Annotated in this window: 19 protein-coding genes and 1 pseudogene; 7 read left to right on the top strand and 13 right to left on the bottom strand. The window is 61.7% G+C overall.

All coding sequences use genetic code 11. The features are described 5' to 3' along the window. Positions 1–143: 143 nt before the first annotated feature. The 8 genes from ltrA (CVV65_RS02350) to carA form a co-directional block, all read right to left on the bottom strand. Positions 144–1,556, bottom strand: a complete 1,413-nt coding sequence (gene ltrA / locus CVV65_RS02350) for a group II intron reverse transcriptase/maturase (RefSeq protein ID WP_198592099.1) — start codon at positions 1,554–1,556, stop codon at positions 144–146. A 476-nt stretch (positions 1,557–2,032) separates the two neighbouring features. After that, entirely contained in the window at positions 2,033–3,448 is a 1,416-nt protein-coding gene (gene ltrA / locus CVV65_RS02340) for a group II intron reverse transcriptase/maturase (RefSeq protein WP_198592097.1), read from the bottom strand. A 449-nt stretch (positions 3,449–3,897) separates the two neighbouring features. Further along, positions 3,898–6,249: an S-layer homology domain-containing protein gene (locus CVV65_RS02330; RefSeq protein ID WP_100666778.1), complete on the bottom strand. Its 2,352-nt coding sequence runs from the start codon at positions 6,247–6,249 to the stop codon at positions 3,898–3,900. Between the two features lie 491 nt (positions 6,250–6,740). Beyond that, the gene (gene argH, locus CVV65_RS02325) at positions 6,741–8,210 is read right to left on the bottom strand and encodes an argininosuccinate lyase (protein WP_232796687.1); all 1,470 of its coding nucleotides are present in this window, start codon (positions 8,208–8,210) and stop codon (positions 6,741–6,743) included. Beyond that, complete coding sequence (locus tag CVV65_RS02320) at positions 8,207–9,484, bottom strand: argininosuccinate synthase (RefSeq protein ID WP_100666777.1); 1,278 nt, start codon at positions 9,482–9,484, stop codon at positions 8,207–8,209. Before CVV65_RS02320 ends, argH begins: the two co-directional genes overlap by 4 nt. Positions 9,485–9,547: 63 nt before the next feature. Beyond that, on the bottom strand, positions 9,548–10,504 hold the full coding sequence (argF, locus tag CVV65_RS02315) for an ornithine carbamoyltransferase (protein WP_100666776.1): 957 nt from the start codon (positions 10,502–10,504) through the stop codon (positions 9,548–9,550). Between the two features lie 152 nt (positions 10,505–10,656). Continuing rightward, positions 10,657–13,899, bottom strand: a complete 3,243-nt coding sequence (gene carB, locus CVV65_RS02310) for a carbamoyl-phosphate synthase large subunit (RefSeq protein ID WP_198592096.1) — start codon at positions 13,897–13,899, stop codon at positions 10,657–10,659. Continuing rightward, positions 13,889–15,004 carry a glutamine-hydrolyzing carbamoyl-phosphate synthase small subunit gene (gene carA, locus CVV65_RS02305; RefSeq protein ID WP_100666775.1) on the bottom strand — a complete coding sequence of 372 codons (1,116 nt, stop codon included), beginning with the start codon at positions 15,002–15,004 and terminating at the stop codon, positions 13,889–13,891. Before carA ends, carB begins: the two co-directional genes overlap by 11 nt. 345 nt (positions 15,005–15,349) lie before the next feature. On the opposite strand from carA, the gene CVV65_RS02300 reads away from it, so the two are divergent. The 7 genes and pseudogenes from CVV65_RS02300 to CVV65_RS02265 form a co-directional block, all read left to right on the top strand. Next, a complete protein-coding gene (locus CVV65_RS02300) occupies positions 15,350–15,637 on the top strand; it encodes an autorepressor SdpR family transcription factor (protein WP_100666774.1) in 288 nt (95 codons plus the stop codon). Continuing rightward, the gene (locus CVV65_RS02295) at positions 15,630–16,289 is read left to right on the top strand and encodes an SdpI family protein (RefSeq protein ID WP_100666773.1); all 660 of its coding nucleotides are present in this window, start codon (positions 15,630–15,632) and stop codon (positions 16,287–16,289) included. Before CVV65_RS02300 ends, CVV65_RS02295 begins: the two co-directional genes overlap by 8 nt. Before the next feature lie 586 nt (positions 16,290–16,875). Then, positions 16,876–17,463: an RNA polymerase sigma factor gene (locus tag CVV65_RS02285; RefSeq protein WP_100666771.1), complete on the top strand. Its 588-nt coding sequence runs from the start codon at positions 16,876–16,878 to the stop codon at positions 17,461–17,463. A gap of 3 nt (positions 17,464–17,466) precedes the next feature. Further along, positions 17,467–17,973, top strand: a complete 507-nt coding sequence (locus CVV65_RS02280) for an anti-sigma factor family protein (protein ID WP_198592094.1) — start codon at positions 17,467–17,469, stop codon at positions 17,971–17,973. Positions 17,974–18,063: 90 nt separating this feature from the next. Beyond that, positions 18,064–19,104 (top strand): hypothetical protein, encoded by a 1,041-nt coding sequence (locus CVV65_RS02275; RefSeq protein ID WP_100666769.1) that lies wholly within the window; start codon positions 18,064–18,066, stop codon positions 19,102–19,104. After that, entirely contained in the window at positions 18,993–19,352 is a 360-nt protein-coding gene (locus CVV65_RS02270; protein WP_100666768.1) for a GerW family sporulation protein, read from the top strand. Before CVV65_RS02275 ends, CVV65_RS02270 begins: the two co-directional genes overlap by 112 nt. 315 nt (positions 19,353–19,667) lie before the next feature. Next, positions 19,668–20,785: pseudogene (locus tag CVV65_RS02265) on the top strand (IS110 family RNA-guided transposase); the annotation flags it as partial. A gap of 159 nt (positions 20,786–20,944) precedes the next feature. Here CVV65_RS02265 and CVV65_RS16500 read toward each other — a convergent pair. The 5 genes from CVV65_RS16500 to CVV65_RS02245 all read right to left on the bottom strand — a co-directional run bounded on the left by CVV65_RS16500 (position 20,945) and on the right by CVV65_RS02245 (position 26,426). Then, positions 20,945–21,577, bottom strand: coding sequence for a DUF3226 domain-containing protein (locus tag CVV65_RS16500; protein ID WP_133121196.1), 633 nt, complete (start codon positions 21,575–21,577; stop codon positions 20,945–20,947). A gap of 2 nt (positions 21,578–21,579) precedes the next feature. Beyond that, the gene (locus tag CVV65_RS02260) at positions 21,580–22,731 is read right to left on the bottom strand and encodes an AAA family ATPase (RefSeq protein WP_198592093.1); all 1,152 of its coding nucleotides are present in this window, start codon (positions 22,729–22,731) and stop codon (positions 21,580–21,582) included. Between the two features lie 225 nt (positions 22,732–22,956). Beyond that, complete coding sequence (locus CVV65_RS02255) at positions 22,957–23,118, bottom strand: type II toxin-antitoxin system Phd/YefM family antitoxin (RefSeq protein WP_232796686.1); 162 nt, start codon at positions 23,116–23,118, stop codon at positions 22,957–22,959. 66 nt (positions 23,119–23,184) lie between these two features. Beyond that, on the bottom strand, positions 23,185–24,333 hold the full coding sequence (locus CVV65_RS02250; protein WP_198592091.1) for a DNA methyltransferase: 1,149 nt from the start codon (positions 24,331–24,333) through the stop codon (positions 23,185–23,187). Further along, on the bottom strand, positions 24,330–26,426 hold the full coding sequence (locus CVV65_RS02245; RefSeq protein ID WP_100666765.1) for an ATP-binding protein: 2,097 nt from the start codon (positions 26,424–26,426) through the stop codon (positions 24,330–24,332). The genes CVV65_RS02250 and CVV65_RS02245 overlap by 4 nt, the downstream gene beginning before the upstream one ends.

The raw sequence follows: 26,426 nt of genomic DNA, 5'->3' as shown, positions 1-26,426 counted from the left end.
TTTCGACCTCCTCGGTCATTATTCTTCATTATACATGACTATCTGTATTTTTGAAGTGTTCCGTTACAGGTGCATCGAGTAGGAGGGGGCGGCTAGCCCCCGTCCTCTCACACCACCGGACATGCGGATCCGCATCCGGCGGTTCACCAAGCTTGACGAAGCCTTCGGTAACGTTCGGTTAAACTCATCAGACCTTGAGCCTGCCAGTAGGCGTTGCCCAGGGCTCTGTTCATCGGCCCATGGGCCATTCGCCACGGCCCTTTGCGGGCATTGGCAAATGGGTGCACCACCCACTCCGGCAACCCCAGTGCACGCAGTTCACGGTATCGCGTCCGCACCCGTTTCCACTGTTTCCAGAGACACATCCGCAGCCTCCGCCGTATCCATCCATCGATTTCTTCGAAGATGCTCGGCGTTTCCGCCAGGGCAAAATACCCGATCCATCCACCCAGATACGTGTTCAGCCGTCGGATTCGTTCCTCCATGGCGATCGGTGTGTTCCTCGCCGTGAGGGCTCGGATCTTGGTCTTGACCCGGTCGATCGACTGCCTCGCTAGGCGGATTCGGATTTCCCCGGCTTTGGGTTTATGCATGCTGAACCCCAGAAACTTGAGTTTCCACGGTCGGTCCACCGTGCTCTTCTGCTCGTTGAGCTTGAGTTTTAACCTCTCCTGCAGGAATTTCCGGACACTGGCCAAGACTCTCTCCCCCGCCCGTCTGCTTCGAACGTAGATGTTGGCATCATCTGCATACCGGACGAACTTGTGGCCCCTCTTTTCCAGTTCTTTATCCAGGTCATCCAGAAGGATATTCGCCAACAGTGGACGGGGCGGCCCACCCTGGGGCGTCCCTTCCTCCCTTTCCATGACCACCCCGTTCACCATGATCCCTGCCTGGAGGTACCGGCGAATAACCTTGAGCACTCGTTTGTCCGTGACCTTCCGGGCTACCCGGGCCATAAGGATGTCATGATTCACCCGGTCAAAGAACTTTTCCAGGTCCATGTCCACGCCCCATTCGTATCCTTCTTCCACATACTGCCTCGCTTTCTTGACCGCGTCGTGGGCCCTTCTTCCGGGGCGGAAACCGTAGCTGGCCTCCGAAAATTGCGGATCAAAGATCGGCGTCAGCACTTGCAGGAGGGCCTGTTGGATCAGGCGGTCCATCACGGTGGGGATCCCCAGCATCCGCTTGCCTCCCCCGGGTTTCGGGATTTCGACCCGGCGCACGGGCTGCGGTCGGTAGGTCCCCGCGAGCAGTTCTTCCCGGATGCGCGGCCACTCGGCTCGGATCTGTTCCCGGAGGTTTTCCGTGGGAATGCCGTCCACGCCGGGGGCACCCTTGTTCTGCTCCACCCGCTTCAGGGCGGCCAGCATGTTATCCCTGGCCACCACCTTCTCCATCAGGCTGTCACCTTGATCCCCGCGAGGTGAGGTTCCGCTTTGTGCCGGAGAAGGGCTCGGCTCTCCCACGATCCCCCGTGGCTTCACCACTTCCTCCCGTGGGCAGTCCCTGTTCAGGGTTTTCGGCTGTCTTCGTCCTTCTCGCGAACGCACCGGTCTCACCTCTGACTTGATGTTCGGGCCTTCCTCTCAGGTTCATGATCCCCGGAGTACTATGCCCTCTGCTGACTCCTGCCGGTTCAGCCGAACCTCTCGGTTCGGGTTGCCAGTTTCTCTGGCGTGTCCGGCAGGCCTCCCCGGGTAAGAACGCTGACCTTCCCCCCGCGCCCGCCTCATATACTCCACCGCTCCTTGGCAGCCTTGGATTTCGCTGTGTTGCGCCAGCTCATCCGAACGGCGCAGCCTCGTATGAGGTTCTTGTTCATCGGGCCGTGGGTTTGCCTCCGGCTTCCTTCGGATTCCGCCTCGCAGCGGACACCCTTGCCTTTGGCTAGCAGACTCGTGCTGCCTCGCCTGCAGTGGACTTTCACCACCAAGTCAACGCCCATGCCGGGCACACATCGAGTAGGAGGGGGCGGCTAGCCCCCGTCCTCTCACACCACCGGACATGCGGATCCGCATCCGGCGGTTCACCAAGCTTGACGAAGCCTTCGGTAACGTTCGGTTAAACTCATCAGACCTTGAGCCTGCCAGTAGGCGTTGCCCAGGGCTCTGTTCATCGGCCCATGGGCCATTCGCCACGGCCCTTTGCGGGCATTGGCAAATGGGTGCACCACCCACTCCGGCAACCCCAGTGCACGCAGTTCACGGTATCGCGTCCGCACCCGTTTCCACTGTTTCCAGAGACACATCCGCAGCCTCCGCCGTATCCATCCATCGATTTCTTCGAAGATGCTCGGCGTTTCCGCCAGGGCAAAATACCCGATCCATCCACCCAGATACGTGTTCAGCCGTCGGATTCGTTCCTCCATGGCGATCGGTGTGTTCCTCGCCGTGAGGGCTCGGATCTTGGTCTTGACCCGGTCGATCGACTGCCTCGCTAGGCGGATTCGGATTTCCCCGGCTTTGGGTTTATGCATGCTGAACCCCAGAAACTTGAGTTTCCACGGTCGGTCCACCGTGCTCTTCTGCTCGTTGAGCTTGAGTTTTAACCTCTCCTGCAGGAATTTCCGGACACTGGCCAAGACTCTCTCCCCCGCCCGTCTGCTTCGAACGTAGATGTTGGCATCATCTGCATACCGGACGAATTTGTGGCCCCTCTTTTCCAGTTCTTTATCCAGGTCATCCAGAAGGATATTCGCCAACAGTGGACGGGGCGGCCCACCCTGGGGCGTCCCTTCCTCCCTTTCCATGACCACCCCGTTCACCATGATCCCTGCCTGGAGGTACCGGCGAATAACCTTGAGCACTCGTTTGTCCGTGACCTTCCGGGCTACCCGGGCCATAAGGATGTCATGATTCACCCGGTCAAAGAACTTTTCCAGGTCCATGTCCACGCCCCATTCGTATCCTTCTTCCACATACTGCCTCGCCTTCTTGACCGCGTCGTGGGCCCTTCTTCCGGGGCGGAAACCGTAGCTGGCCTCCGAAAATTGCGGATCAAAGATCGGCGTCAGCACTTGCAGGAGGGCCTGTTGGATCAGGCGGTCCATCACGGTGGGGATCCCCAGCATCCGCTTGCCTCCCCCGGGTTTCGGGATTTCGACCCGGCGCACGGGCTGCGGTCGGTAGGTCCCCGCGAGCAGTTCTTCCCGGATGCGCGGCCACTCGGCTCGGATCTGTTCCCGGAGGTTTTCCGTGGGAATGCCGTCCACGCCGGGGGCACTGCCCTTGTTCTGCTCCACCCGCTTCAGGGCGGCCAGCATGTTATCCCTGGCCACCACCTTCTCCATCAGGCTGTCACCTTGATCCCCGCGAGGTGAGGTTCCGCTTTGTGCCGGAGAAGGGCTCGGCTCTCCCACGATCCCCCGTGGCTTCACCACTTCCTCCCGTGGGCAGTTCCTGTTCAGGGTTTTCGGCTGTCTTCGTCCTTCTCGCGAACGCACCGGTCTCACCTCTGACTTGATGTTCGGGCCTTCCTCTCAGGTTCATGATCCCCGGAGTACTATGCCCTCTGCTGACTCCTGCCGGTTCAGCCGAACCTCTCGGTTCGGGTTGCCAGTTTCTCTGGCGTGTCCGGCAGGCCTCCCCGGGTAAGAACGCTGACCTTCCCCCCGCGCCCGCCTCATATACTCCACCGCTCCTTGGCAGCCTTGGATTTCGCTGTGTTGCGCCAGCTCATCCGAACGGCGCAGCCTCGTATGAGGTTCTTGTTCATCGGGCCGTGGGTTTGCCTCCGGCTTCCTTCGGATTCCGCCTCGCAGCGGACACCCTTGCCTTTGGCTAGCAGACTCGTGCTGCCTCGCCTGCAGTGGACTTTCACCACCAAGTCAACGCCCATGCCGGGCACACACAGAAAAGCCCGGGTATCCGTCGACACCCGGGCCACTCCCCGCTATTTCAATTCCAATAAGCGATACAGCACCACCGCCGCCTGGGCTCGGCTGGCCGGATCGTCCGGGAGGAACTTGCCGTCGGACCCCCGCATGAGTCCGAGCCCCGTCACCACCGCGGCATCGGCCAACTCGCGATCGGATCGGCCGCTCATATCGGAATAGGGATTCTGAAAAATCCCCGTAACTTTTGTCAAATCCTGATAACCCTGTTCCCGAACCAGGATGTCGGCCATGGCGATCCGGGTCAACGGTTCATCCGGATGAAACTGCTTCCCGGCGTCGATCCATCCCCGCTGCAACGCCCACTCAATATAGGGGTAATCCGGGTGGTTGGAAGGAACATCCTCAAAACTCGGCATATCCGGGATCGGGCCGCCGTAAGGAGAGACCGCCCGCATCAACGCCGCCACAAAATCCCCCCGGGTGATGGGTTGATCCGGCGCGATCTTTCCGTTCACGGGCTGCATAATCCCCGCTTGAAAGAGAGCGCTCAGTTCTTTTTCCGCCCAGTGGCCGCGGATCTCATCCAGGTTTACGTTGCCGGGCTGTGCGCCGAACGGCTGGATCCACTGGCCTGTGAGGGCATCCCATCCGATGAGCGGCGCATCGCTGACCGGCACGTAAACCAAGCGCACCGGGCCGGGCTCGCCGCTGTTCGGTTGCATCAACTGGACATAGGCCAGGGTCATGTGGATCGCGTTCAGATAGGCCTGCCTGGCCTGCTCGCTCGGTTTGGGCTGTCCTTCCGGATAATTGATGCCCATTCCTGGATCGTCGGCAAACCGGGCATAGTAGTTCGTGACCTGCCCGGTGGTTTTGTCCACAGAAACGCTGACGTTAGAGAGATCGTCGATCACCCCGTGGTGGAGGTGGAGGGCATTGACCACGTAATTCTGGGCAATCGGGGGTTTGACGATCGCCGGCCCGGCCGGAATCATGGGTCCCGCCATCGATTTGTTGAAGAGAATCGGTCCGTCCTCAGGCTGGTTCTCGGGTACGGCCAGCGCCCCAAGCCGGTTCGGCAATACACGTTTCAAGAAGTCGAGCGCCACCCGCCGCGCCTGGTCCGCAGTCACCGCCGGGGGACCCGCCGCACTCTTCTCATTCATCGGTATCGGGCGCCCGGTGTTGAATGAAACGACCTCGCCGCTCATGGCATCGACGCCCACGTTCACCGACGTGTTATCCGGTTCCGTAAAGGTGAAGGTCCACGTGGGATGCTGGCCCCGGCCGCCGTCGTTGAGATTGCTGGTGACCAGGGTGGCTGAAGTCGAAAGCTCGGAGAGCGAGCGGGCAATGCGCTCGGCTGCGCTTTCATCGAGGGGCTTGCTGAAGAATGTGGGAACCTCGGGGCCGCCCGGCATCAGCGGGGTCGGGGTCGGAGCGTCGGGTACCGAAAGCGAGTTCCCGTTGCCGTCGATCCACTGGGCGCTCGACGCATCCAAGACCATCGGGCCCACCGGAGCATAGCCCAGGCCCGGCGTGATGGTGGAGGCCGCAACATTGGCCTGATACACCATGCGCACCTGAGCCACCCCCGCCCATTTACTGGGATCCGGTATGTAATGAGCGCTCACCCGCAGGGTGTTGGCCAACGTCGCCTGAGCCTGCCCCTCGCCCAGCGCCGGCTTGCTGCCCGGAAACAGGACATTCGTCGACCACACAAAATCGTACGAGCTCACCTGGCCGTCCGGGCTGATCATCACTCGAAAACCGTTGGACGGAAACGGCACACCGTCCTGCACCCGGGCAAAGGCAAAGACAAACCCCAACAAGCCCTGCGGCCCCATGGCCTCCTGAACCGGCCAGGCGGTAATCTGCTGGGATTCCACCGGCTGCAGTTTTTTGACGAGGTCGAGGGCCGTTTCCCGGGCCTGTTCCCGGGTCACGGTCGGTGGAAACGCTTGATCTTTGCCCTTCCAATGCTGATAAGACAGGATCGCACCGCTGTCCGCGTCCACCGAGGCATTGTAGCTGTCGCCCGGCCCCCCTTGAAAGGGAGGGGTCTGCCAACTGAGGTTCCAGCGGCGTCTGCCGTCCGGCGCCCCGGACATGAACGAATAATTAAACGTCATGTCCGGCGTAACGCGAAATCCGAACGCATCCATCACTTTCTGTTTTGCAGCATCGATGGAAACCCGAGCATCTTTCGGCGGTGCCTGGACCACGCCGCCACCGGGGGTCGAGGCCACGCCGCCGGGTGTGCCGCTCACCGGAAGGCCGGGTCCCCCGGGGCCCCCGGGTACAATCGGCACGGCCCCCGCCGCCACAGCGGGCACCACCGGGCCAGCCAAGAGAGCCGCCACCCCCAGAGACACGAAAACCCCTTTCTTGACCGAACTGTGACCCATCTCGTTCACGCTCCTCCTCTCACCTTACGACGCTTTGTCGCTAGATCTATCATACCGGTACTGCCGGCTCGAAATAAATGCCCGTTTTCGCCCCGGATTCGCCCTGGCCCGCCCGGGTGTGCCGTTTCAAGGGCTCACCCTTTCGGGCCGAACATCGGCATCTTCGCCACCTTCCCGTCTAGCAATTTCCTGCTTTACAAACCCCTCATTTTGTGACAAAATCATGTCAAACGCCGGAAGAAGGTGTGGACATGAAAGCAATGCGTTCCATCGCCATCGGAGTGTTCGCCGGTCTGTTCGCCGTCGTCTCCTTGGTCATTCTTCCGATTCTCCTGATTGTCGGAGATTTTACATTTTGAACCTGTTGGGTTGATTTCATAACGGACATGAGCCGACACCAAAAAAGGGCGTCTGCGGAACCCCTGGGTTCCACGGACACCCCCGCCGGTGCCGGCCCGGTTTCCCCGGTGCCGGCCCTTCTTCCTTCACCGTCACGACCCTTCCTCTTGGTTATCCCCCGCTGCGGGTTCGGCGCTCGATCGGGCGTCCCCCGGCTCAGGATCCGCCCCGGTATCCGAACCTTCCGACCAGTCCTCCAGCCACCTGGCGGCTCGCTCCAGCTGTGCCTTCACGGCCCCGGTTCCGGTGCCGCCCCGAACATTCCGGGCGTCCACCACACGGCGGGGGTCCAGCGCCTGGAAAACGTCCTCGTCGAAGAGCGGTGAAAACTCCCTGTACTCCTCCAGGCTGAGGTCGCCCAGGAAGCAGGAACGCTGAACACAGTGGAGCACCAGCTTGCCGATCACCTCATGAGCCCGGCGAAACGGCAACCCTTTGCGCACGAGATAGTCGGCGAGATCGGTGGCACCCGAGAAATCCTCCGCCACCGCCCGGGCCAACCGCTCCCGGCGCACCTCCAGGGCGCGGATCAAGCCGCTGAACAGCGCCAGGGCGCCTTTCAGGGTGTCCACGGTGTCGAACATGCCTTCTTTGTCTTCCTGTAAATCTTTGTTGTAGGCGAGCGGCAGCCCCTTCATCACCGTCAGCAAGCCGACCAGATGGCCCACCACCCGGCCCGTCTTTCCCCGAACCAACTCCGGTACATCGGGGTTTTTCTTTTGGGGCATGATGCTCGACCCCGTGCAATAAGCGTCGTCCAGTTCGATAAACCCGAACTCGGTCGACGACCACAGAATGAACTCCTCGCTCATCCGGGACAAGTGGACCATGAGGATCGCCGCCGCCGCCAGAAACTCGAGAATGAAATCCCGATCGCTCACGGCGTCCATGCTGTTTTCGTACAATCGCCCGAACCCCAGTTCCCGGGCGACGGATTCCCGGTCGATCGGAAACGTCGTACCGGCCAGGGCGCCCGCCCCGAGCGGCATCATGTCCACCCGCTTGCGCGCATCCCGCAGTCGCTCCGCGTCCCGGGCAAACATCCAAAAATACGCCGCCAAGTGGTGGGCCAGAAGAACCGGCTGGGCCCGCTGGAGATGAGTGTAACCGGGGAGGATCACATCCAAGTATTTATGCGCCGTCTCCACCAGGGCCCGCTGGAGATCGACGATGAGCTCGATGATCTCGTCGATCTCCCGGCGCAGGTAGAGATGCATATCCAACGCCACCTGATCGTTCCGGCTCCGGCCGGTGTGCAGCTTGCCGCCCACCGGCCCGATGAGATCGATCAGGTGTTTCTCCAGGTTCATATGGACATCTTCCTGGGCCACGTCGAACTCCAGAGTTCCGGCCTCCAGGCGGCGCCGGAGTTCCTCAAGCCCTTCGGCGATCTTCTCCACGTCTTCTTGGGGGACAATGCCACACCGGCCGAGCATTTTCACATGGGCCAGGCTGCCTTCCAGGTCTTCTTTCGCAAGACGCCGGTCAAAACCGATGGAGGCCGTGTAGGCCTCCACCAACTCGTTCGTGGGTTTCGTAAACCGTCCGCCCCAAAGCTTCACCGGACCGTCTCCCCCGCCTTCTCGGCCCCCGGGGCTACAGGCGCCCCCGCCGATGCGGCACCTTCCACACCGGCCGCCGACCCCCGGTGCACCTGAGCGTACACTTTGGTGGGCAAGCCCCACAATTTGATGAATCCCTCCGCCGCATGATGATCAAACGCATCCTCGGGGTTGTAGGTCGCCAATTTAAAATCATACAGCGACACCGGCGATCTCCGGGCCACCGCCTGGAACTGACCTTTGAACAGTTTCACCTTCACCTCTCCGGTCACCGTGCGCTGGGTCTCCCGGATAAAAGCGTCCACCGCCTGCTTCAACGCCGAAAACCACAGGCCATTGTACACGAGCTCGGTGTATTTTAGCTCCAAAATCGGTTTAAACTGGGCGACTTCCCGGGGCAAGGTAATCGTCTCCAACTCCTGGTGCGCCCGGATCAGGATCAAGGCCGCCGGGGCCTCATACACTTCCCGCGATTTGATCCCGATGAGCCGGTTCTCCACGTGATCGATCCGCCCGACCCCGTGCCGGCCGCCGATCTGGTTCAGCCGGGCGATGAGGGTCACGAGGTCCAAGCGCTCGCCGTTCAGCGCCACGGGCACCCCTTTTTCAAAGGCGATCACCACGTCTTCGGGCTCGTCCGGCGCGTCCTTGGGATTCACCGTCCAGTCAAAAGCTTCCTCGGGCGCCTCCGCCCAAGGATCTTCCAGCACCCCCGCCTCGCAGCTGCGTCCCCAGAGATTCGCGTCGATGCTGAACGGATTTTCGGCCGTGATGGGAATGGGAATCCCGTGCTCCTTGGCGTAGCCGATCTCCTCGTCCCGGGACCACGCCCACTCCCGAACCGGGGCGACGATCTTCAGATTCGGATTCAAAGCGGTCACCGACACGTCGAACCGCACCTGGTCGTTCCCTTTGCCGGTGCAGCCGTGGGCCACCGCCACCGCCCCGACCTTCTCCGCCGTCTCCACCAGATATTTTGAGATGAGCGGCCGGGACAGCGCCGCCGACAGGGGGTATTTGCCCTCGTACAGGGCGTTGGCCTGCAGACTCGGGAGGATAAACTCCCGGGCAAAAGTGTCCCGGGCGTCCACGACGTAGGACTCCACGGCCCCCACCTTCAGGGCCTTCTCCCGGACAAAATCCAAATCCTTCCCTTCCCCCACATCGAGGCACAGGGCCACCACGTCGTATCCAAATTTCTCCTCGAGCCAGGCGATGGCCACGGAGGTGTCGAGCCCCCCGGAGTACGCCAACACGATCTTTGGCTTGCTCATCTTCTCCTCGTCCCCGTTTCGTTAGAAAATGTCCTTGAGTTCATTATGCACGCAAAAGTATATTTATGCAAGCCGACCGGCCATGGTGGCCACCAGAATCGCCTTCTGAGCGTGCAGCCGGTTCTCCGCCTCGTCAAAAATCACCGAATGCGGCCCATCGATCACCTCGGCGGCGACCTCTTCCCCCCGATGGGCGGGCAGGCAGTGCATAAACAGGTAATCCGGCGCCGCCTGGGCGGCCAAGGCCACCGTCACCCCGAACCCGGCAAAGGCGCGCAGCCGCTCTTCCCGCTCGGCCTCCTGGCCCATGCTGGCCCACACGTCCGTGTAGATCACGTCCGCCCCGGCCACCGCTTCCCGGGGGTCGTGCACCAGGCTGATCTCCGTCCCCGCCCGGGCCGCCAACTCCTTGGCCCGGTCCACCACCCCGGAGTCGCACTCGTAGCCCGGGGGGGTCGCCACCCGCAGGTTCATGCCAAAAAGGGGCGCCCCCACCAGCCAGGAGTTGGCCATATTGTTGCCATCCCCCACATAGGCCACCGTCACGCCTTCCAGGCGGCCCTTGTGCTCAAGGATCGTCATGGCATCGGCCAGCACCTGGCAGGGGTGGTGCAGGTCGGTGAGGCCGTTGATGACCGGCACCGTGGCGTACTCCGCCAACTCCCGCACCGACTCGTGACTGAAGGTCCGGATCATGATCCCGTCCACATATCGGGACAGCACCCGGGCCGTATCCGGAATGGGTTCGCCCCGGCCCAGCTGGGTGTCCCGGGAGGACAAAAACAGCGCGTGGCCCCCGAGTTGCACCATCCCCACCTCGAAGGAGACCCGGGTGCGAGTGGAGGATTTTTCAAAAATCATCCCCAACGTTTTCCCCATGAGGGGTTGGACCCGCTCCCCGGCCTTTTGTTTCTCTTTCAGCACCGCCGCCAACCGGAGCAAGCCCCGCAGCTCCTCCGGGGTAAAATCTGCCAGATCGAGAAAATCCCGCCCTCGCAGATCGATCGTCCCTTCCGCCATCCCCTCGTCTCCTCCCCGTCATCTCTATGGATCCCACCCGGGTCCGGGGGCGGCCGGGACACCCGACCGGCCGCCCCCGGACCCGGGCTCACTTCCGCATCGCCTCGGTCCCATGCCCATCCCGGCCAGGCATCCGAATCCCGGCCCGGGGATCACTCCAAGGGCAGCACCCGGACGCCGGATTCCCGGCGCCTCGCCCGCAGGCCCTCCACCAAGGCCCGAACCGTATCCCCGGCCGTCAGGCAGGAGACCCGCATCTCCACCGTCATCCGCCGCAGGGCAAAGCCGAACCGCTGGGCGTCCTGGCCTTGAGTGGGCAGATTGATCACCAGCCCCACCCGGCCGGAGCGCAACAGATCCGCCACCGCCTCCACATTTTTCTCCACCCGCCGGACCGGGACCCCCCGCCCCTCCAGGGCGGCCGCCGTACCCGGCGTGGCGAACAGGGTGTAGCCGAGCTCCGCCAGAGCCACCAGGTCGTCCATCACCTGGGGCTTTTCCCGATCGCTCACCGAGGCAAACACCCCGCCGCCCTCCTGCACCTGGATCCCCGCGGCGGTAAAAGCCTTTTCCAGGGCTTCTCCGAAGCTCTCCCCGACCCCCAGGACCTCCCCGGTGGATTTCATCTCCGGTCCCAGGTGAATATCCAGACCGGACATTTTCGAGAAGGAGAAGACCGGGGCTTTCACCACCACCCGGGAGCCCGGGGGACGAAGCCCCGTCCCCCAGCCGAGTTTGCTGAGTCGCTCCCCCTGCTGTACCCGGACCGCCAATTCCACCATGGGCACGCCGGTGACTTTGCTCAGAATCGGGACTGTCCGGGATGCCCGGGGGTTGACTTCCAGCACGTACACCGTGCCGTCAAGAATCACAAATTGAATGTTCATCAGTCCCACGATCCCCAGGGCCCGGGCGATCCGCTCGGTCGCCCGGATCATCTGGGCCCGTTCGTCCTGGGTCAGAGTCTGGTCCGGATAGACGGCCATACTGTCCCCGGAATGCACGCCGGCCCGCTCGATGTGCTCAAAAATCCCGGGGATCAGGACATCCCGGCCGTCGGAGATCGCGTCCACTTCCACTTCTTTCCCCGGCAGATAGTGGTCCACCAACACCGGGTGGTCCGGGGTGACCCGGGCCGCCCGGGACATATAAGCTTCCAGCTCCCGGACATCCCAACACACTTCCATCGCCCGGCCGCCGATCACATAGGACGGCCGCACCACCACCGGATATCCCACCGCCTCGGCGATCGCCTTCGCCCCGGGGACATCGAAAGCCGTGCCGCCCCGGGTCTGGGGAATCTCCAGCCGATCCAGAAGTTGGCGAAAACGCTCCCGGTCTTCGGCCGCATCCAGGGATTCCACCGGGGTGCCGCAGACCGACAGGCCGTACCGAGCCAGCTCCGCCGCCAGATTGATGGCCGTCTGGCCGCCGAACTGGACGTAAATCTGCTCGATCCCCTCCCGCTCGATGACGTTCAGCACATCTTCCGCCGTCAGGGGTTCAAAATACAGTCGGTCCGCCGTGTCAAAATCTGTGGACACCGTCTCGGGGTTGTTGTTGATGATCACCGTCTCGAACCCCAACCGCCGCAGGGCCCACACGGCGTGGACGGAGCAATAGTCGAACTCAATCCCCTGCCCGATCCGGATCGGCCCGGACCCGAGGACCAGCGCCTTGGGACCCGTCCCTCCGCGCACCTCGTCCTCGCCCCGGTACGTAGAATAGTAATAGGGCGTCCGGGAGGCGAACTCCGCTGCGCAAGTGTCCACCACGAGGTAACTGGGCCGGATCCCCCAAGCGGTTCTTCGCCGGCGCACCTCCTTGACGTCCAGTCCCGTCAGCTCCGCGATTCGCCGGTCAGAAAATCCCATCGCCTTCCAGATCCGCGCCCGCTCCGGCGAGGTGAATCCCTCCCGGAGCATATGCTCTTCCTCATTGAGGATGGTGCGGATTTTCCACAAGAACCACGGGTCGATTCCCGTCCAGGCCGCCACTTCATCCACGGGGTGCCCCCGCCGGAGGGCCTCCGCCACGTAAAAAATCCGCCGGTCATCGGGCTCCCCCGCCAGGCGCTGTTGTAACTCGCCGTCAGACCACTGGTCTCCGTCGGGCCACGCCAAGCCCTCCACCCCGATGTCCAGGGAGCGGACCGCCTTCTGCAACGCGGCCTCAAAAGTGCGGCCCAGGGCCATCACCTCACCGGTGGCTTTCATCTGCGTCCCGAGCCGCCGATCGGCCTGGGGGAATTTATCGAAGGGCCAGCGGGGGATCTTCACCACCACATAATCCAGCGCCGGCTCGAAGCTCGCGTAGGTCGTTCCCGTCACCGGGTTGAGAATCTCATCCAGGCGCTTGCCCACCGCGATTTTCGCCGCGATCTTGGCGATGGGGTAGCCCGTCGCCTTGGAGGCCAGGGCGCTGGACCGGCTCACCCGGGGGTTGACCTCGATCACATAATATCGTTCACTTTGAGGATCCAGGGCGAATTGCACGTTGCAACCGCCTTCGATCTCCAGGGCGTCGATAATCCGCAGGGCTGCGCTGCGCAGCATTTGGTACTCCCGGTCGGTCAGGGTTTGGGACGGGGCCACCACGATGCTGTCCCCGGTGTGCACCCCCACCGGATCGAGATTTTCCATATTGCAGACCGTGATGCAGGTGCCGGCGCCGTCCCGCATCACTTCGTATTCAATCTCTTTCCAACCCCGGATGCTCCGCTCCACCAGCACCTGGCCGATGGGGCTCTGGCGCAGGCCCCGGACCAGGATCGCCTTGAACTCCTCCAGGGTCTCGGCGATGCCCCCTCCTGTGCCCCCCAGGGTGTACGCCGGCCGGAGGATCACCGGGAGGCCGATCTGCTCGACAAACGCCAGACCTTCCTCCATATTGTGGACAATGGCGCTTTCGGGCACCGGCTCGCCGATCCGCTCCATCGTTTCTTTAAAAAGCTCCCGGTCCTCCGCCTTTTGGATCGACGCCAGCGGCGTCCCCAGGAGGCGCACGCCGTAGCGGTCCAATACGCCCCGCTCCGCCAGGGCCACCGCCAGATTCAACCCCGTTTGGCCCCCGAGGGTGGGAAGCAGACCCTCGGGCCGCTCCTTGGCGATAATCGCTTCCAGGGACTCGGGCGTGAGGGGTTCCAGGTAGACCACATCGGCCATGTCCAGGTCGGTCATGATGGTGGCCGGGTTGCTGTTGACGAGAATCACCCGGTAGCCCTCTTCCCGCAGGGCTTTGCACGCCTGGGTACCCGCGTAATCGAATTCCGCCGCCTGGCCGATGATAATGGGGCCGGACCCGATGACCAGGATCCGGCTCGGGGATTGCTTCTCCGTCTCCCGCTGCGGACCGGCGGACGCCGTCTGCAGCACAGCCTGTGCGTTACCCGGCATAAATGGCGTGTACCCCCTTGCCTTCTTCCATCAAAGCGATGAATTGCTCGAATAAGTAAAAAGAATCCGCAGGCCCGGGATGGGCCTCGGGGTGGTACTGCACCGAAAAGACCGGCAGCCCCCGGTGCCGGAGCCCTTCCACCGTGCCGTCGTTGACGTGCCGGTGGGTCACTTCGAGCTCCCCGGGCCAATCGTCCTCGGTCAGGGCGTACCCGTGATTCTGGGGGGTGATCCACACCCGGCCGGAGCGCAGGTCCTTCACCGGATGGTTGCTCCCCCTGTGGCCGAATTTCAACTTCTCCACCTTCGCCCCGAAGGCGAGACCCAGCACCTGGTGCCCCAGGCAAATGCCGAAGGTGGGCCACCGCTCCGCCACCCGCCTGGCCTCCCGGGCCACTTCGGGCACATCCCGGGGATCGCCGGGGCCATTGGATAACACCACCCCGTCCGGTTCCAGGGCGGCGATCTGCTCAAACGTATAGAAGGAAGGCACCACCGTCACCCGGCATCCGAGCTGCGCCAAGCTGTCGACGATGTGCCCTTTGGCTCCGAGATCCATCACCACCACGTGAAACAGTCCCGTCGGCGCAGCCGTATACGCCTCGGGCACCGTCACCTGCCGCACCCAGTCCCGGGGCAGGTCGGGAAACGCCAAGGAGTGCCCCGACGTCTTCGGGTTTACGGCGCCCTCCGCCTCCATGGCCTCCCCGGGCACAATCCAGCCCTTCATTGCCCCCTGGTCGCGGATCGTCCGCACCAAAGCCCGGGTGTCCACCCCGGTGAGAGCCGCCACCCCCTGGCGCCGCAGGTACGCGTCCACCGTCTCCCGGGAAGCATGATGGCTCGGCCGATCGCACAACTCCGCCGTCACAAACCCGGATAACCACGGCTTCCGGGATTCAAAATCGGTCTCGTTGACCCCGTAATTTCCGATCAGGGGATAGGTCATCGTCACGATCTGACCCGCATAGGAGGGATCGGTGAGGATCTCCTGATATCCCGTCATCCCGGTGTTGAACACCACTTCCCCGTACCGGCGCTCGGGCCGCCCCAGCATCTCCCCGGTAAACACGCGCCCATTCTCCAGGATTAAACTCCCCTTCACCGCCGTCCTCTCCTTCCCCGGCACCTTTCCGCCAACATGATCGTGAATGATTATACATCCGCATGTATAAAATTGCAATCACCGCGCCCTGTTGTACCGAAGCCACACCCGGGTTTGCGCCAGAGCGATAAAAAAGGACGGCCGATCCCGGACCTACCGGCGCGCCGCCTCCCGGTCCATCTTCACTTCATTGGAACAATAGCGGAGCAGGGGGGGCACCCCCCGTTGGTAGCGCAATGAAAGGACGGGACACTCCGGAAACTGGCCGCCTTCCCGTTGACAAGACCACAGTCCTCGGGTATCCTTTAATTAGATATTTATCAAAATATCAAAGTGGTGAGAGGGATGAACGATGCGTTCAAAGCGCTGTCAGACCCCACCCGGCGGCAAATTTTGCGCCTGTTGCGCGGAGGCGACCTCACGGCCGGGGAGATCGCCGATCATTTTTCGTTGACAAAACCCAGCATTTCGCACCATCTGAACATCCTCAAGCACGCCGGGCTGGTCCTGGATGAGCGGCGGGGACAACAAATCATTTATTCCCTCAACACCACCGTGCTTCAGGATGTTCTCGCGTGGGTGCTGGAGATGGTCAGCCGGGAAGAGGGAAAGGAGAAGGATTCGCATGAGTGAGGCCAAGGCCAAGTGGACTGGCGTGGATTGGGCAATTCTGGTCATTGCCCTGATCCCCCTCATCATCGCAGGACTGTACTGGGACCAGTTGCCGAACCAACTGGCGGTGCATTTTGATCTTCACAATCGGCCCAACGGTTTCCAGAGCAAGGGGTGGTTTCTGGTGATGGCCGCCGGCCTCAATCTCGGAATCGCCGCCCTGATGAAGGTGGCCATGTGGATCGACCCCAAACGGGAAAACTACATGAAATTCTCCGGATTCTATCAGGCATTCCGCTTGCTCATGGCCGCATTTCTCTCGGGGATCGACGTGGTCCTGATCTATTACAACCTCGGGCAGCGTTTTAATATCCAGCTGATCGTGCTGGGAGGCATCGGGGTCGTGTTCATCCTGCTTGGCAATTTCATGGCACGGATTCGATTTAACTATTTCATCGGCATTCGCACCCCCTGGACCCTGGCCAATGAGGAGGTGTGGCGCCGGACCCATCGTATGGCGGGCCCCCTGTGGGTGGCGGCGGGGTTCCTGGCTTTTGTGAGCGCCTTTCTGCCGGGTGACCTGGCCGTGTGGATCTTTCTCGCAGGAACCCTGGCGGCGGCCCTTATCCCCACCATCTACTCCTTTGTGGTCTATCGGCGAATCAGCCAGTGAAAAGGGGTGGAATCGAGCAGGCGGGGGCGGCAGTCCCCGCCTGGCGCCGCCTGGAGGGGAAATCCAGGCTTGAGGAGCTGCTGTGCACACGCAACCGCTGATCCAGACAGTACGATGTCCATTTGTTCCCGTTAATCCAATGACAGGAGGTTCTTTTGTTTTCCACGATTAAATTCTTACTCAAAAACGCCCGCTCATCCTCCCTCTTGAGCTCTCCTTAAGTCGGCTTTGCATCGGCCGTAATTCGAGCAGAAAAGAGCGAGCTGCCCGTCACTGCCGTCCACCTTTCCTGCGTTGTACTTGCTGTCATCGCCAGAGCTATCACATTTCCACATCGTGGCCAGAAACCACCGCCGCATCGCCCCAGCGGGTGGATCGAACCGAAAAGCCCGCGTGGTCGGTTCCTGTGAAGCGCTGGCGCGCCACAGTGCCGCGACGGTGAACGGCCGTTGCCGCGGACAGGTCCCCTCGCCCCACCGGGCGGCCCAGGCCGGTGGACAAAATTTTTCGCAGCCGAGCGTTTTCTTGAAACCCGGCACCCACGGGCCGGGTATAGTGGGGATGGAAGGGAAGGGAGTGGGGCCGGATGCCCGCCGGAGAAGACCGCCGGCTGATCCTCCTCTGCCGGGAGGGGGCGGAGGAGGGGTATCGGGAGTTAATGCGGCGCTATGAAAAATATGTCTACACTCTGTGTTTTCGCCTGACGGGCAACCGGGAAGACGCCCTGGATCTCACCCAGGAGACCTTCATCCGGGCTTTTCAGCACCTGGACCGGTTTGAACCCGGGAGACCTTTCAAGCCCTGGCTGCGCCAGGTGGCCGTCCGCCTTTCACTCAACCACCTCCGGGACTCCCGGGCGGGAACCGGTGAAAAGCCCCTTTCCCTGGAATACGCCTTGGGGGAACAGGTCGTTCTGGCGGACACCCTGACCTCCGGGGACGACCCCGCGGCAGCAGTGGAATGGCGGGACCTGAGCGCCCGGATTTGGGAGGCCGTGGGACGGCTCCCTCCCGTGTATCGCCTGGTGGTCACCCTCCGCCACCAGGAGGGGATGAGTTATCAAGAAATCGCCGAAGCCGCCGATCTCCCGGTAGGCACGGTCAAAACCTATCTGTTTCGCGCCCGGAACCGGCTGAAAGCGGAGCTCGCCCGGCTCTACGGATGGGAGGTGTGAAAGGTGGAATGCGACCCGATGTTGTTGCAGGCGTATTTGGACCAGGAGTTGGAGCCCGAGGCGGAGGCGGCGGTGCAGCATCATTTGGCGATTTGCCCGACGTGCCGCCGGGAACTCGCCGCGCTGAAACTGTTGTGGATGGAGTTGGACCGGGTCGCCGATGTCGAGCCGGCCCCGGAACTCGTCTATCAGCGCCGGCAGGTACTGGCAGCCGTAAAAGCTCATCGTGAACAGGTCCGGAGGGATACCGCAGGAGCAGGGCCCCACGGCGAGAGCGAGTCCGCGCCGCGGTCCTCCCCTCTCCCGGCCCGCCAGGCCGCCCTTCTCTGGCTGAAAGCGCAGCCGGCGATCATGCGGCCGGTATGGACGGGGATGCAGTATATCCCCGGGGCACACCTGTTGACCCGGCCCCCGGCTTCCTCCGGCCGGGCATCACATTCCCCCAAGACGGGGAGGCGAAAAAAAGGCCGCCTCGGAAGGCTCCTGGGCCTGATTCCCCGTCCAAGGTAAAAACGGGGGTGCCCGGCGGATCAGCCCGCAGTGCCGGGCAGCCTTCGGAGCTGATCACAAAGGCGCCGGGGGGCGGAGGAGGTCCAAGACATGACCGCGCTGTTGTCCATGGTTCACTGGGCCGCCTGGACGGTGGCTGCCCTGGCGGTGATTTTGCTCGTCTTCGTCCTGCTCGGCCCCTGCCGCCTTCAGGCCGCCGGCCGGGTCGGGACAACCTCAGAAGGAAGCTTGTCCGCGACGTGGTACTGGGGGGTTGTCCGGATACGACTCCGGGTCGGGGAACCCCGGCGGGCGGACGGGACGCCCGAACCGACGAACGGGAGGTCCGAACCGACCAGCGGGGGATCCGGCCTGGGGATCGAACCGCTCCTACCGGCTATGGAGGGATCCGGCAGCCCGACTGCCCAGGAGACCCTGCCGGGCAGTGGGCCGGACGCCCGCCATCCGGGGCCCGAGCTTGAACTGCGCATCGCGGGAATCCCCGTGGCGAAGCGGCGGGCCGGCCCCAGTCGCGCGGGCGCGACCCGCCGAGGGCGGAAGAGGCGCCGAGCCCGCCGGGACACCCGCCAAAAGTCGGCCGGCGGACGGACGAGTGGCTTTGACGCCCGGGATCTGCCCCGGCTTCTCCGGCGAATGAGAGACGAAGAATGGATCGCCACAGCTTTCACGGTTCTGGGGCGTTTGGCCAAAGCCCTTCACCTGGAATTTCAGGCCCGCGGAACCTACGCGACCCCGGACCCGGCCTGGACCGGCTGGATCGCGGCCCTCCAGGCGGCGCTGGAGCCGGTCGCAGGCGCGGCAACAAAGGAGCGGATCTCCCTCGGAATTCAACCGGATTTTGTCAACACCGTCCCGGACCTCACCCTGCGGGGCCAAGCCCGGTTCACCCCCATTGCCATCCTCGGCACCGCCCTGTCGCTTCTGGCCAGAAAAGACGTACGCCGGCTGCTCCGGGCCTTGCGGAACCTGTGGCGGGCCCCCGGCAGGCGCGATCGGACTCAACAAGGAGGCGCATTGACATGGTTAAGGAAACGATTGACGCCGTTGTCGCGCATTTGGAAAATCTCGTCAATACGAAGACGGTCATCGGAGAGCCCATCACCGTCGGCAACACCACGCTCATCCCGGTAGTGAGCGCATCCTTTGGATTCGGCGGCGGTGGCGGACAAGGCAATGAACCGGAAGGCTCAGGCGGGACCGGAAGCGGCGGCGGCGGAGGGGCCAAGCTCGTCCCCGCGGCCCTGGTGATCATCCGGGACGATGAGGTCAAGGTCTTCTCCCTCAGCCAAAAGGGGGCTTTAGAGAAACTAGCCGAATTGGTTCCGGAGTTGGCCTCAAAGATCAGCCAGTTCCGCAAACCCCAAGAACAGAAAGACTGATCTGCGGCGATGCCCTTGTCACACCGGGCTCACCCTGAAAGACCACGGCCTGTGGATTTGATGGACAACCAAAAGCGGGTTGTCCACAAGCTCCACAGGCCCTATTCAGGGGAGGGCGCTCCGCTCCGGCCTCACGGCCATTCACCCCTCCCGCTCCTCCTCCACAGGGATAGGGATTGGGTTAGATATTTATGTGAGTGAGCTATACCCCTTCGGTAAGTCATAATGAACGAGGCTGGCCCCGTTTCGTAAGCCGTGGGTTACAATGGAAGTTGACAGACCATTGCAGAGCCACATACGAAAGGAGCCAGCACTATGAAGGATACCACAAAATTCGTCGGTTTGGACGTCTCGAAGGACACGATTGCCGTGGCGGTTGCAGAAGGTGGACGGGGGGAGGTTCGTTTTGTCGGGACATACCCTCATACGGTCGAGGCCGTACACAAGGTGGTAAAGCAACTCGGAGGCCCTTCCGTTCGGCTGGAATTCTGCTACGAAGCCGGACCAACCGGATACGGGCTCTATCGCCTGCTTCGAGCGATGGGACTGTCTTGCATCGTGGTGGCACCGTCGCTCATCCCCACCAGACCCGGAGATCGAGTAAAGACCGATAAGCGAGATGCGGTTCGCCTGGCTCAACTGCTGCGAGCGGGAGAGTTGACACCGGTCTGGGTGCCGGGGGAGGTCGATGAAGCCCTGCGTGATCTTGTCCGTGCTCGGGAAGACGCCGTCCAGGATCGTTTACGGGCGCGGCATCGGCTGTCGAAGTTTCTGTTGCGGTGGAATCGGCGTCCTCTCGAAGGGACACGGGCCTGGTCCAAGGCTCATCGGAATTGGTTGGATCAATTGTCCTGGTCGGACGTGCGATTGCAGACGGTCTTTCAGGAGTATCTGCACGCACTCGACGAAATCGAGGGGCGGATTCAGCGGTTGGAGGCGGCGATTCACGAGCAGGCCACCCAGAGTGATCGGGCGCCGGTGATTCAGGCGCTACAGACCTTGCGTGGCGTTGCCGAAGTGACGGCCGTGTCGCTGGTGCTGAGGTGGGCGAGTTTTCACGGTTTCGCAACCCCCGTCAGCTCATGGCCTACGCGGGACTCGTACCGAAAGAGTTTTCCAGTGGGACACGGCGCTGGCAGGGAGGGATCACGAAAACGGGCAACGCCCACTTGCGACGGGTACTCGTTGAGGCGGCGTGGAGCTATCGATACAAACCGGCAATCAAAGGACAGATCAGGAAGCGACAGGAAGGACAGCCGGCCAAAATCACCGACATCGCCTGGCGTGCCCAGGACCGGCTCCATCGCAAGTATCGGAGGATGTATCGGAGGATGGTAAGCAAGGGCAAGCCGATAGGCGTTTCGGTGACGTCTGTAGCCATAGAACTTCTTGGCTTTGTATGGGCGATTGCTTGCGGGAGGCCGTCCCCTCGTCGGGCCGGGCTCTTCACGGAAAAACAAAAACCACGGGGCCGGGTACTTGACAGCCTCGTTCATATCAGATTATTGAAATTGAAGTGCTTCACGTATGGCAACGTTCGTATTCCTTTGGAATGTAGAAAGTCCAATCGTTTCCCTTTTATAAATCCATCCTTAAGCAAAGACCCTCTTCAACCAATCAACCAATTCTTGTGCCACCGGTACCCCAGCATCCAAATATCGTTTCGAAATCGCTACCCCAATTGGTTTACCCGGTTCTTTTTGCCAGGCCAGCCATGTGTGGAGACGCGCTTTTGACCAGTCCTTGTCTTCAAATCGGTTAGAACAGAAAGGAAGATTCTGTAAACATCCCTCGACCCGAGGCCACAAGGGATCGTTCGGCGGCACAAGGAAGGCCACGAAATCTTCTAGAATTCCGGGAACAGTGTTATTTGGCATGATCCATATGCCAATCACTGGCCCTTCGGGATCCTTGATGACGGTGCCCGAAGGCTGCGGCTTAAGAGGAATCGAAGTATATCCTGCCTGAACAAGCATTTTCCTGATACTTAGCCATCTGGATTCAATATCCAGGTCGGCATCCACGATGATCCCGATCCTCTCCTTGTTCGAGGGCTTTTTGATGAGGACACGAAAGACGTCGAGCAAATGCTCGACCCCTTCCGCATCATCCACATCAAAGGTCTTCGGGACACCATGAATATTACAAAGATTGGTGACGACGTGCAGGTCGTCTTTCCCTTCCACAAGCAAAATCCTGTTGCCCTGAAACTTTACTTTACCCACCGTTATCGCACCTCAACATGATCCCGAGTAATCACCGCCAGGTCTTTTTCGTCATATATCGTAGCCACAACGCCCTGCTCCCGCCGGTTCAGGCGGATGAGATACCCGATTCCCCGCCCATCCTGTTCGCCATGTTGCAAAGCCCTTTGGAAGGCCTCGATGCAGTCCCAACTGTGGGTGGTTGCAAAAACCTGAACATTGAGCCGCTTCGCTGTATGAATGATGATCCGCCAGAGCTCCGGCTGAACGGTGTAATGGACGCCGTTTTCAATTTCGTCAATCAACAGCAGGCCGTTCTTGGCGTTGACCAGCGCCAAGATGATGCCAAAAAGCCGGTTCATGCCGTCCCCGAGGCTGCGTAGGGGCACCGGGAATGAAGTACCACGGATTCTCACAACGGGGACCCCACCGAACCTTGGCATAAACGCATCTACCATCGCCACCCGTTCCACGTCCGGCTCAATGAGTCGTAACGCCTTCAGAACATCTTCTTCTTCTTCGGTCAGAGCCACCCTTTCCCACCACCAAGCAATTTCGAACGGCCTGAGCCCCCCTGCAGGAACGTAACAACACAGCCTCCCTCGATCCAGAAGCCTATCCGAATTGAGGATTCGTCTATGCCGCATCAACATGTCATCCAACCACAAACGCCCTTTTTCAGAATCTCCCCATCGAATCGTCAAAGCGGAACGCAGGTCTTGTCGCTCCTCATCCGTCGTTCTCGAAACCGGCTCCCAACTCGGAGGCCCCTCCTGAGTCGGCACCGCTCGATACCAATTGAGAGAAAGAGACAGAATCTCATCCGGCATTCCAACAGGCCCCATCTGAATCATGCCTGCACCATTAACTCCGACCTTGTACCCGTGAAAAAGGAAGACTACACCGACAGATCTGTGATCCTCTGGATCCGTAAACTCCGGGCGATCCTCCGGATACACAAATTCCGCTCGAGGGGGTTCGCGCAATTCATTTCTCGAATTTAAAATTTCCATGATTACCGCCGGAGAACCCCGAGAACTGTACAGCCTGAGCGCTTCCAGCAAAGACGATTTGCCCGAGTTGTTTTTTCCAATGATGAGATTGACCGCTCCCAGGGTATCGATCTTTAAGTTGGAAAAGGCCCGGAAATTGGTCACCTGAAATGATTCGAGCACTACCCCCACCTCCTTGGGGCGAAATAGACGCGCATTTGTTTAAACGCCCATCCCAGCACAGCGGTTTTGCTATAGTCAAACATCCCAATATTCTATTGTCTCCGCATTTCCACCTTAACAAACGGCCACAGGGAATGTAAAGGGAGGCGGGTTTCTACTGTCTGACCTGCTCCCGTCCACTTAGTTACGGCGCCAGTGAAGAAAACCTTCAAATCTCTCGCCGCTTTACTCAAGATCAGCTTCACGCAGCTTCTCCTTCAGCCACGATTCCGTTTCCTCCGCACTCAAAAAACCTTCCGCCGCAGCCTTGCGAGCTTCTTCTCCCAACCCGGCATCCTCCAAATCCTGCAAACGTAGAAAATCTTCACAGGGTAAAATCACCGCCACAGGTCTCCCTCTTTTCTCCATCAATACCGGTTCTGCTTTGATTCCTTAAACGGCCAAGGGGAACCCTCACCCCTCCCACCGGGCGAACACATCCGTCTCCTCCTTCGCCCGGTCGGTCCGGGCGATGTGCAGGGCCTGCCGGCGCCCGGCGTCCGCCGTCCCCGCCGGGCGCAGCTCCGTCAGCCGCCAGCCGGTGCCCTCCAGGGAAAGGCGAACGATCTCCAGGGGATCCGCCTTCCGCGACCGGATCCCGCCGAACCGGAAGACGAGCTGGGCCCCGGGAGCGCACACCTGCCCGACCCGCATCCACACCCGCCGGATCTGGGCAGCAAACTCCCCGGGACTGGAGTGGCGGATCTGCCCCTCGGCCCCGTAGGCCACCTCGGGCGCCCCCCCGAGAAACCACAGCCGCAACCACTGATCGGGCAAATATGTATTCATTCCATAATAAGGAGGCGAGGTGACGACCCACCGGATCGCCCCGGACGCCCCGGCGGGAAACCGGCGGTACACCGCCTCCTCCCGGCTGTCGCCCCGCAAAATTTTGCCCCGACCGCGGGTCCGCTCCCCGCCGAAATAGCGGTCCGCCCGCTCCCGGATGATCCCCAGCACGTCCACCGGCTCCGGACGCAGATCCCTCCGTTTCCAAAAGGTCACCGCATAGTTGGGTTTGGGCGCATAGGTCCGCTGGCACTGGTTCGAAAAATACGTCCGTTTCGTTTTTCCCCGCGGCCCGTGGAGAGCACCGAGCAGGAGGGCGCGCAGAGCCTTGCGGGCGTGGGACCGGCAGTTGGCGAGCAGCCCCTCCCGCAGGCGGCACACCACCGCCAGCACCTCCGTGTCAAAGGCCCACTCCCAGAACTCCCCCTCCGGCACCTCCGCCGGCACCGGCACCTCTTCCAGAATCTCCTCCGCCGCCCGGATCACCCGTTCGGGCGTCGTGTTGACCAGCTTGGCCTCGGACAGGGCCACGGCCACCGGACTGCTGTCGATTCCCACCGAGGGCAGCCCCAGGAGCCGGGCGGCATAATTGGTCGTGCCCCGGCCGCAAAAGGGATCCAGCACCCATTCGCCCTCCCGGGCCCGCTCTTTCAGAATGGCGTACGGGAACGACAGGGGAAACATGGTAAAATACGGCGCGATGCCGTTGAGGGCGGTATGTGCCAACCCCTCCGTCGTGTTGTCCAAAACGGTGCCGTCCGCTTCGCCGTTCACGAGGCCGTCTCCTCCCCGGTTTTCAAAAACACAAAGGTCTTCCCGTTTTCCCTTCGGGTCCCCCAGCTCTGTCCCTCCGCCCCAAATACTGTATTCATCGCCAGAGGTACGAGCTTGAACGCATACTGATGGCGCTCCTCCTCATCCATATCCTGAGGCAGCGCCTCTTTCAACACCTTTTGGACCTCCCACCATGGCACTCCCTGATCCTTCATGCGGGAAATCAGCCGGCCCGCACTGCGAAGAGCTTCGAAAGTCCGCTTGTGTAGGACCTCCAAATAATCCTTCGCATTTTCCTCTCGCCGGCCTTCGCCCGCCTCGATCTCTTCCTCCCCAAACTCCGGCGGATGAGCAAACCACTGCCTGAGCTTCGCGGCATAGGTCGGGACCGGCAGCTGATCGAAGCCGGGATCCCGTGGGCTGTACAGCCCTTCAAACGAGAGCACCCGGATGGGAATCGGATACGGATTCCCGCTCACCGAGCTCCAGAAGACCCCCTGGCCTCGGATCGGTTCGTTGAGCAATGACGACAACAGATCCTCACTGAAGTGGGAATTCGCTTTGCGCAGGGTGGTGAGGTCGGCGGCGGACAGCAGGTGGAAGATGAACCAGTTATCACCCTGGCTCAAAATCTCCGTGGAAATGCTCCCGGGCTGCTGGGTGACCATCAGCATTCCCAGATCGTATTTGCGCCCCTCTTTCACCCAGGCGATGTAGGGCTCGGCGGCCGATGAGCGCTCGTCGAGAACCGCCTGGGCCTCCTCCACCACGGCAATGGTGGGAATGGTGCGCGGTTCGGCCTCGGTGAACTCCTTTTGGTTGTGCTCGAAAACCCGGTGAAGAATCAAGCCCGAGAGGATCATCGACTGACCGCCCCGCATTTGGGACAGATCCACGATGCACAGTTTTCCATCCGACAGGGCCCGGAGGAGCATGTCGAGCAACCGGCTGTTCGGGTCGTGGATCGTCCGGACGATGGCCGTCATGTTCGCCCGGGCGGCCTGGGCCTCCACCTCCTGATTGGCGTCCAGTTGAAGAAGTTTCTGAATTTCCTTGAGATCGGCCTGATTGCCGTCCTGGTGAATCAGATTGACCAGGCGCACCCACCGGTCCCAGGGCAGCCCCTTCAGCTTCCGCACATTTTGCTGTTCTTGCCGTTCGGGGCTGAGGGCCAGACCGACCACGTCGGAGGGCTGAAGTCTGCGAATATCAAGCCTGACCCCACCCGCCACAAAGGAGCCGTAAAAAGGACTGGGGGGCTGGCGCTCGCTGAAAACCACCAGCTTGTCCTGCAGGCGCGGCACATCGCACAAGCCGGGCCGCCCCTTGTCGTCCGGCCAAAAATATTCGCCTTCCGGGTCGAAGATGAGCGTCCCCACCGGCACCCGCCGGCCGCCGCGCTTCTCCACCGTCGGCGTCTCCCGGTACAACATGCTGAAAAGCAATTTGTTCAAGTTCGATTTGCCGAATCCCGCCCGGGCGAAAATAAACGATCGCCGGGAGACCAGATTTTCGACGGGAAATTTGACGAGCACCTCGGGCTCCCGGATCTGCATCCAGTCCTCCTCGCGGACGTACCGGGATCCGGCGGCGTAGATGTACTCGCCCAGGGCCAGGTGGCCGATCGGGGCCCCCGGGGCGTTGTGTCCGGCGATCTCCCGCAGCACCTCCGGCGACGGAAAGGCCACTCTGCTGCCCACGTGGGGCAGGCGCCGGTGGGAGGGCACAAAGACGAGCCTGTCGCCGGCCCGCTGCCGCAGCACCCCCAGCACCCGGATGTTCACCCGGTAGCGCAAATACTGTTCGCGCAGATCCTCGGGGATCGGCCGGTCCTCGCGCACCGCCCGGATGTTGAACTCTTCCCCGGCCCCGGCCGTCAGCCGCCCCTCCGCCGACAGGGAGGTGATCCGCCCGAGCACCGCCTCCTCGGGCGTCTCCAGTTGGACCAGCAGGAACTGCCCGTGCATGGGAATATTTTGAAAATCATTCCGGTACGGCAGCACGAGGTCCGCGTGAAATTCCATTCCACCCTCCCGGAAGCCGCGGAACACCCCCACCACCTGCTCATCGGGAAACAGGCGAAGCGCCGCCAC

Source organism: Kyrpidia spormannii (assembly GCF_002804065.1).
GTDB lineage: Bacteria > Bacillota > Bacilli > Kyrpidiales > Kyrpidiaceae > Kyrpidia > Kyrpidia spormannii.
Note: the sequence above shows the minus strand (reverse complement) of the source record. Positions and strands in the feature narration are given on the sequence as shown.

Bases quoted from the DNA above. Each gene is read 5' to 3' on its own strand.
- CVV65_RS02285 (WP_100666771.1), top strand. From the start codon at position 16,876: ATGCCCGCCGGAGAAGACCGCCGGCTGATCCTCCTCTGCCGGGAGGGG.
- CVV65_RS02270 (WP_100666768.1), top strand. From the start codon at position 18,993: ATGGTTAAGGAAACGATTGACGCCGTTGTCGCGCATTTGGAAAATCTC.
- CVV65_RS02330 (WP_100666778.1), bottom strand. From the start codon at position 6,249: ATGGGTCACAGTTCGGTCAAGAAAGGGGTTTTCGTGTCTCTGGGGGTG.
- CVV65_RS02300 (WP_100666774.1), top strand. From the start codon at position 15,350: ATGAACGATGCGTTCAAAGCGCTGTCAGACCCCACCCGGCGGCAAATT.
- argF (WP_100666776.1), bottom strand. From the start codon at position 10,504: ATGGCGGAAGGGACGATCGATCTGCGAGGGCGGGATTTTCTCGATCTG.
- CVV65_RS02275 (WP_100666769.1), top strand. From the start codon at position 18,064: ATGACCGCGCTGTTGTCCATGGTTCACTGGGCCGCCTGGACGGTGGCT.
- carB (WP_198592096.1), bottom strand. From the start codon at position 13,899: ATGCCGGGTAACGCACAGGCTGTGCTGCAGACGGCGTCCGCCGGTCCG.
- CVV65_RS02320 (WP_100666777.1), bottom strand. From the start codon at position 9,484: ATGAGCAAGCCAAAGATCGTGTTGGCGTACTCCGGGGGGCTCGACACC.
- CVV65_RS02295 (WP_100666773.1), top strand. From the start codon at position 15,630: ATGAGTGAGGCCAAGGCCAAGTGGACTGGCGTGGATTGGGCAATTCTG.